Genomic DNA, 8,077 nt, shown 5'->3' on the forward strand with positions numbered 1-8,077 from the left:
TCTCCGGGCAAATATGTGATTACCGTGGCAGTTTACGCGCCATCAATCTTCCGCTTCGGCTCATCACCACTTCATACACCGCCTCCACCTGTTCCGGCTTGACTCTTCCCGGCACTGCAATTTCCACCTCGCCGTGCACGGCGTTACCGCCGAAACTGCCGTCGGGCTTACGCACCCGCCCCTCGAGTACGGCATTCACGTCGTAGCCCTTCACGTTCTTCAGTTCGATCACAAATCCGCCTTCGTCGGCCCACAAGATCGCGCCGGCCTGACCGTCGGGCGTCATCATCATGACCGTTGTGCCGCGAAACGCGCGATCGTGTGCGCCGCCCGCGTGTTCAACCAGATCGATATTGTTGCCTCGTCCCGGCAGACCTTCCGTATATATCTTTGCCGCGACCTCCTTGGCCGACAGCTGCGTATCGACGCCGAGCGTGGCTCGGTCGGCCCCGTGATACAACTTGTCGTAAAGCAGAGGCTTGATCTTGACACCGTTTACCACTGCATACTGCTCACCCGGCGTATGCACCTCCTCGATCTTCACATTCGGCTGACCAGTCGGCGGCGGCGGCACGTCCGGCTTCTCTTTGCGGGCCGGCGCGGAACCCGTCCTCGCGCTTCCATTGGTGCCGTCGGCACCGTGCGCCGCCGGATCACGAAGCGTCGCCCCTGGCGTGTCGTGGATCTCCTGCTTGGGCGGCGCGACGGCTTGTGGCTTCGTCGCTGTCACCCCTGCGGAGACCACGTGGCTGTCCTTTGGTGCCTCCTGCGCCAGCAACCGGTCGAGGCGCTGCTGCAACTCTGCCACGGCCCTCGGAATCTGCTGGATGCCTTCCTGCTGTACCGCGTAGAACCGCTGTTCCCACGTCGACAGCTTCTGGACCAGATTCTGGACCGACTCGAAATGATCCGCGATCTTGACATGAAACACTCGGGCTTCCAGAAGCTTGCCGCGTACTTCCTGCACGATGCCGATCAGCTTGCCCGTAGTCTGCTGAAGAATTTCGAGCAGCGACTTTTCATAGTTGGCAAACTTCACTCCCTTCAGAAACTCAAGAATGTTGCCTTTGATGAATTTGTTGAGAAAGCGGATCATTTCGGCTAGCTTTCCCGACTTTTCGATCAGCATCAGCATCACGGCGCGCAGCGCAGCCGCGAGTTCGTCACCCATGATGCCGGTGACCACCGCGCCGACGCCCGCGGCGACCGCACCGGCGGCGGCCATCACCAGCGGCAAGGCCAGGGCGATTAAGCACGCGCACAGCAGAATCCACTCGGACACTTCCTTGCGCCGCTCAGGGTGCGTGGAAAGACGGACTATGATGGCGACCGCATCGCGCGCGCTCGTGACGATAATGACGCCCGGCACGAAGTTCGCGAGCATTTCGGCAACGATCACGGAGAACGGTCGGTCTGGAACGAACTCGCCCAGCAGGAAATCCTTCAGCCAGTTGAAGGTGGCCGCCGCGTCGCCGAGCACTTCCTTCCAGATTGCGTCCAACAGGCCGCTGCTTGACGATTCGCTCATACTGTCCCGCTCCGATCAGGATCGTTGGAATTGCCTGCGTCGGCCACAGGCTTGGCCGTGACCTTTATCGACTGAAACAGACTCCAGTCGGAATCAGTCTTGATACCGACCTCCGACTTGGGTGGACTCTTGTCCGTCAGGTATTGGACTTTCGCGCTGGTGCCGGCAGGTACGCCACTGATCTTCGCGTAACCATCCGCATCCAGTACGCCGTGTTTGACAGAGCCGTCACTGAGCGTCGTTTTGTATTCCACGCCGGGACTGGGGCGCCCGTAGGGATCGACCAGGCGGAATTCCAAGTCGGTCGGGGCCGCTACGCCCTGGGGCAAGTGCGGCATGACGAAATTTGTGCTCGCTGGCCCCGCGAACGTATGTGACGCGCCCTTGATATCGATTTTTCCGGGAGCATGAATTTCGACATTTCCATCTTTGATCAGGATGTAGGCGCCACCGCTCGTCAGCAGAATTCCTTGGTCGGCCGCGATCTCGATCCGGTCCGTCGCCGATACAACCTTCACTGCTTTCTGCGCGGTCACCTCGATGTTGTCCGACTGCGCCTGGATCTCGACCTTGCCCTTGCCCGCAAACAGTTTTATTCCCGCGTTCTGCACGAAGAGGCTCAGTTTTTGCCCGACGCTCGCCAGTAGCGATTTGCCTATGGCGATGTGGGTACTCTGCCCGCTAACCAAGTTGACATGCTGGTCCGCACTCACGTGAACGGATTGATGTGTCGAGAGGCCGATGCTGGCCGGGCTGCCGAACAACATCACCGACTCTTTGAATGCACTCGCCGAGCCAGTGCCACCGCCCGCCGTGCGCCCGCCCGACGTTGGGCCCGACACACTGTCCTGAGTCGCATCGGTGAACGCACGCATGGCATCGCGGCCCGGTTTAAGCGATTCCGCCTGGTGCAGCTCGCTGATGCCCGACAGCGATTCGAGCAGGCTTTCCGCGTTCACAAGTTGCTGCTGCGTCTCACACACGTCGAGCGGCTGGCTCGTCGGCGATTTCGGATGCGTGGTCACGTATAGGCCACGGGTCGCGCGCACCGCACCATACGCGTCCGTGCGCAAGTCGAAGCCACTGCCGAGGTAGGCCCCGCGCGTGTTGCCCTCCTGATCGATTAGGTAACCCAGGTGCAGAATGCTGTTGCTAGAACTGCTCATCAACCGCACACGATTCTGCGAAGTGGCATCGTCCAGCGCCAGTTCGTTGAAACCGCTGCCGGCATACTCCTTCGAGCGGTACCCGGACAGAAGCCCGTTGCTGTGCCACTGCGGCTGGGTCACCCCGTTGTAAACGCGGCCCACGACCAGGGGCCGATCGCAATCACCGCCGACGTGATCGATCAGCACTTCTTCGCCGATCCGTGGGACATGGACACCCCCGTAACCGCCCCCGGTGTCGGACTGAACGACGCGCACCCAGCACGACGCGCTCTCGTCACCCTCGTTCACGCGATCCCAGACGAAGTGAACGCGGATCCGGTTCAACTCGTCGGTGTAAACCTCCTCGCCCGATGGGCCAACGACGACGGCCGTCTCCAGATGCATCTTCGGCTTCTCGTGCTCAAACAGGCTGCGGTACGGCACACTCGCGCGTTGCGCTTCGACCTCGACGAGGTAAAAGCCGACGGAGCCGTCGGCATGTGGCACCTGCAACGACGCATCGCCCGGGTGACTAGCTCGTGCGTCGGCGATATCGTCATGCAGGCTATACGGAAAATTCGACTCAAGAGTGATCGGCAGGTTGTTCTCGATCCACCAGGATGACTTGATCGTCGCGAACTCGCGCTGATCGACAGGATCGGTGTCGTGCACCGGATGGTCTGTCAGCACGAAACGCCGGCCCGCTTCAATTGCACGGAGTCCTCCTATACCGTGAAAGCGCTTCGCGCGCGACTCCCATTCCTCCATCCGAAAGCGAGATTGTGCGTCTCCGCGCTGCTGTTGCAGGTACGTGTATGCACCCGTGTATTCGTAGACTTCGAGTTGGTCCGGGACATTGCCTTGGCTCTCGATTGTCGGCACCGTCGTGCCCTTGGGGTTCGAGGGATCGGACGGGTTCTTGTAGTCGAAGGTTCGAGTAGTAAGGGTGACGCTTTGGAGCGTGCGCGTACCGGCCCACTGCGTGAACGCGTCGACCTCGGTCTTTGCGCCCCCGCGGTAAAACGAAATGCTCTTGGGCGACAGGTCCGGAAACGTATCCGGTCTATCGGTGATCACCAAGGTGTGCGATTTTCCGTCGTCGGCCTGCTCCCAGTAGCCGAACAGCCCCTCGCTCTCGAGCAGACGGTGCACGAAGTTCCAGTCGGTCTCGCTCTGCCGGGTGTATGAGCGGTTTGGGAACGACTGGGATAGCGTGAATCGAAACCGGCCACGAGCCTCGGGGTGCTGTTTCAGGACATCGGAAACGATGTCCTCGACCGTCTTGTCGATCCAGATCCTTTGGTCCCGCCGGAACTTCAGTATGTGCATCCACGCTTGCAGCGTGATTTGATACGTTGTGAGACCACCGTCGGCGCCCAGCCGGCGCGCGGTATAAACATAACCGTTGATTGGGCGATAGTCGCCACTCGCTTGCTGGATCCACAGGGTAACCGGCTGGGCGATGAGCCTCTTCAGCTCGATCGCGCTGTCAGTCGACACCACGTCCAGCGTAAAAATGTAGTCCCGGCCGACCGTCGAATGACCGATGGCCCGCTGCACCACAAGGGAGTTCGGTCCCAGAGGCGTATCGAGTTTCAACAACCGGTCCTGCTGAATCAGGCCACCGCGCAATGCAGCAGCCAAGTTCTGCACGTTCATTGTTAGCCTTTCATTATTATTACAGCGCTCTCGGATAGCGTCTGATTAATACTTGCTCAATTTTACCCGAGCCAAGGACAACCTTCATGTCGCGAGGTACGGTTGTGGGAGGGAACCAGTATCGAAGCCCATGAAATCGAGAACGGGCTAAATGCGGTCGGTTATTCCAAGCCCCGCTCGACCGCCATGAGCAGCCGATGCCAGCATACAGCCAGCGCCTCAACACTTCGCCAAACGGCCCGAGCCGCAACTCGATCACCGGCGCGCGCCGAGGCAAGCGCCAGTGCGGCCCCTTTCTCGGCAACCGGATGAAGTGACGGGGATCCAGCCGCACGCGTCGCTTCCCGACAATTCCGCCGGATCCGCCCTGTCGCTATGCGAAAATCGCAGCGTCCACTCTCTTCCATCTCTTCCATTACCCAACGGGACTCGCATGACCACCCACCTCACGATCGAATTCACCGAACACGCCGCAGAAGCCATCGGTGAGCAGACCAACACCAGCTTCTCCTACGACCAGGGCGCGCATGTCCCGCAGCCGGGCGACTTCGTCGAGCTCGAAAATTCGCGGCAGACGTTTCTCGTGATCGGCCGCGTGTTTTCGCTCAAGGCCAACTACAGCGCGGTCAAGCTCGTTCTCGATCTACCCCCGTCGGATAGCGAAGACTGACTCGATCCGACGCTTAATCCGGATACGTCGCTGCCGTCGGGCACCGTTTGAACCGGACCGCATCGTCGCCATCGCCGATCGGCCACAGCTCCGTACGGAGTTGCGGCCGACCGGTTGTCGGCGCAGGCGCGTGACTATCGCTATCGCCGCCCCCCCACGCACCTCACCCAGCCTGCGCGCCATCGTCATCGCACCCGGCGCCAGCGCCTCGCAGAGCGCCATCGGGCGAATCTTCCCGCCATCGGCCACAATCATCGCGCGATACTGACAAACGCACCGGTGGCCCAATCCTCGCTCCGGCTGCAGACACGCGCACGATGCTGCACGTGTAGCGCACCGAAACACGGATACGAAACGTGTGCGCCCCGCGCATCGCCCGGAACGAAATCGCAGCTCGCTTCGAAGCCCGCCAACGGGCCGCCCGTCTATTCCGCGAGCACTGGCGCTCGGCCCGCGCCAGCGCCAGCGCGATCAGCCCTTTGCCCGACCGATCGGCCCGCACGGCGACACGCTCGCCGATGGCCTTGCGCATTTCAGCGGTGATCATTCAAAAAATCCGGCCGCGCAAATAAAAAATAGAGAAATAAATTAAAAAAACCACAAACCAAACCACAACCAAAAATCGTCGATAAATTTATTTTGTTGCAACCATCCAATTACCACCGGCCCTTATTCGACCTCACAACACACAATTCACAAGAATAGTTTTAAACGCTCAACAATCCACAAAAATCATTTCCAAATCCGCCACCCCCATTCAACACCCGATTAATCTCCGATACATTTCACATCGATCAGACATCGGCACCTATTCGGCCAGCCAATACTGAACCGTGCATGACCCGCATCACAGCCCCAGCAATCCACTCATTCACCAAGGAAAGACCATGAGAAAACTCGCGGCCACCCTCGTTTGCGCCATGACGCTTGCAGCATCCTCGTACGCGTCCGCGGAATCGCTTTGCAAGGCAGGCAAGATCGACAAGATCGAAACCGATACGAGCGGCAACCTCCTCGTATCCATCAACGATGGCATTTACTCGTTCAGCGCCAAGGAAGTTTTTCCGATCATCTACTCGGCATTTTCCGAAAACAGAAATCTCTTTATTTACGGAAATAACTGCGCGAACGGATCGGCGGCAAGCCGCTTCGCGGTTCGATAAGCCGGCCGAAAATCCGGCCATCGGCATCTTCTACAATCAGCGCTTTATCTGATATTCGGCCGACCGGGCTTTGCCGGTCGGCCTTGTGCGTTTTATTTGCACTGAGGCGCTACGGCACGACGACGCCCATGCACGCGCGTGCGATGCCGCCGTGCGAACAATCGTTCCGCGACGCGGCCCGTTGCCGTCCCGAATGGGTCGTCCCAAACGGCCGTCCCGCACGATGCCGGCGCGACACTTTGCGCGTCCACGCCGGCTCGCCGCTTACTTCTTTTCGGGCTCCGGCGCGCCCGGCTGCTTGAACGGGAACGTGCTGAACATCGACTTCGCCTGGTTCTGCATCTGCTCCTGCATCTGCACGAACATGTTCTTCGACTGCTCGATGTAGCTCGTCATCATCCCTTGCATCATCGGCGCCTGCATGTTCATGAACTGCGACCAGACTTCCGGATTCATCGCGTTACCTTCGTAGAGGTTCTTCGATTGATCCGCGAGCTTGTTCTGGATGTCGATGAATGCCTGGATGTTCTTTTCCAGGTACGTGCCCATCATGCCCTGCATCGCATGACCGTAGAAACGGATGATCTGCGACAGCATCGACGACGAGAACATCGGCACGCCACCGCTTTCCTCTTCGAGGATGATCTGCAAGAGGATGCTGCGCGTCAGGTCTTCATTGGATTTCGCATCGACGACCTTGAAATCCTCCTGCTCCAGCACGAGCTGCTTCACGTCGGTCAGCGTAATGTACGTGCTTGTCTCGGTATCGTAGAGCCGGCGGTTCGGGTATTTCTTGATGAGCCGTTCGGCCGTCTTCTTTGTAGTAGTCATGTAACGCCTTTGAGTGCAGCGTAGCGCAAGTGACGAATCCCCGCCGCCCGAATCCGGGAGGCGGGGGCCTTCGGAAAACGCCCGGCTGCGCGGCCGTCCGGCTCGCGCAGCCCGGACGCTCAGCCCATGTGCAGGCCGCCGTTCAGCGAGAAGTCGGCGCCCGTCGCGAAGCCGGAATCGTTCGACGCGAGCCACGCGACGATCGAGCCGATTTCCTCCGGCCCGCCGAGACGCCGCACCGGAATCGTCGCGACGATCTTCTCCAGCACGTCCGGACGGATCGCCTTCACCATGTCGGTGCCGATGTAGCCCGGCGACACGGTGTTGACCGTCACGCCCTTCGTCGCGACTTCCTGCGCGAGCGACATCGTGAAGCCGTGAATACCGGCCTTCGCGGTCGAGTAGTTGGTCTGGCCGAATTGCCCCTTCTGGCCGTTCACCGACGAAATGTTGATGATGCGGCCCCAGCCACGTTCGACCATCCCGTCGATCACCTGCTTCGTCACGTTGAACAGGCTCGTCAGGTTGGTGTCGATCACGGCCGTCCAGTCTTCATGCGTCATCTTGCGGAACACGACGTCGCGCGTGATGCCCGCATTGTTGACCAGCACGTCGATCTCGCCGACCTCGGCCTTGACCTTGTCGAACGCTTCCTTGGTCGAGTCCCAGTCGCCGACGTTGCCTTCCGACGCGATGAAGTCGTACCCGAGCGCCTTCTGGTCCTCGAGCCATTTCACCCGGCGCGGCGAGTTCGGGCCACAACCTGCGACCACCTTGAAGCCGTCTTTCGACAGGCGCTGGCAGATGCTGGTGCCGATGCCGCCCATCCCGCCCGTTACGTACGCAATTCGCTGAGACATAAATCTCACTCCATTTTTTGGTTTCGAGAGCTGCCGGAGCCCCCTCTGACTTCACGTGACGCCGGCCGAAGCCGCAATCGGCCGGCGCACGAATTCGGTTCGCCAGTGGCGAACGGCCGGTGACGGAGGGCCGGTTACGGACGCTCGACCGCGAGCGCGACGCCCATCCCGCCGCCGATGCACAGCGACGCCAGCCCGCGCTTCGCGTCGCGCTTGAC

6 protein-coding genes are annotated in these 8,077 nt (G+C 60.2%); 2 read left to right on the forward strand and 4 right to left on the reverse strand.

Annotated elements, in window-relative coordinates; translation table 11 throughout:
• Positions 1-19: 19 nt before the first annotated feature.
• Positions 20-1,528 (reverse strand): hypothetical protein, encoded by a 1,509-nt coding sequence (locus tag J8I33_RS10050; RefSeq protein WP_124680948.1) that lies wholly within the window; start codon positions 1,526-1,528, stop codon positions 20-22.
• A complete protein-coding gene (locus J8I33_RS10055; RefSeq protein WP_209935202.1) occupies positions 1,525-4,335 on the reverse strand; it encodes a type VI secretion system Vgr family protein in 2,811 nt (936 codons plus the stop codon). Before J8I33_RS10055 ends, J8I33_RS10050 begins: the two co-directional genes overlap by 4 nt.
• Before the next feature lie 433 nt (positions 4,336-4,768).
• Between J8I33_RS10055 and J8I33_RS10060 the strand changes: the two genes are divergently transcribed.
• Positions 4,769-5,005 carry a hypothetical protein gene (locus tag J8I33_RS10060; protein WP_209929059.1) on the forward strand — a complete coding sequence of 79 codons (237 nt, stop codon included), beginning with the start codon at positions 4,769-4,771 and terminating at the stop codon, positions 5,003-5,005.
• Positions 5,006-5,892: 887 nt separating this feature from the next.
• Positions 5,893-6,168 (forward strand): hypothetical protein, encoded by a 276-nt coding sequence (locus J8I33_RS10065; protein WP_050014909.1) that lies wholly within the window; start codon positions 5,893-5,895, stop codon positions 6,166-6,168.
• Between the two features lie 264 nt (positions 6,169-6,432).
• Here the strand turns inward: J8I33_RS10065 and phaR are convergent, their stop codons facing one another.
• A complete protein-coding gene (gene phaR, locus J8I33_RS10070) occupies positions 6,433-6,999 on the reverse strand; it encodes a polyhydroxyalkanoate synthesis repressor PhaR (RefSeq protein ID WP_011549704.1) in 567 nt (188 codons plus the stop codon).
• Positions 7,000-7,118: 119 nt separating this feature from the next.
• On the reverse strand, positions 7,119-7,859 hold the full coding sequence (locus J8I33_RS10075) for a 3-ketoacyl-ACP reductase (protein WP_006491801.1): 741 nt from the start codon (positions 7,857-7,859) through the stop codon (positions 7,119-7,121).
• Positions 7,860-8,077 lie beyond the last annotated feature (218 nt).

Origin of the sequence: Burkholderia sp. AcTa6-5 (assembly GCF_017815075.1) — a bacterium.
GTDB lineage: Bacteria > Pseudomonadota > Gammaproteobacteria > Burkholderiales > Burkholderiaceae > Burkholderia > Burkholderia sola.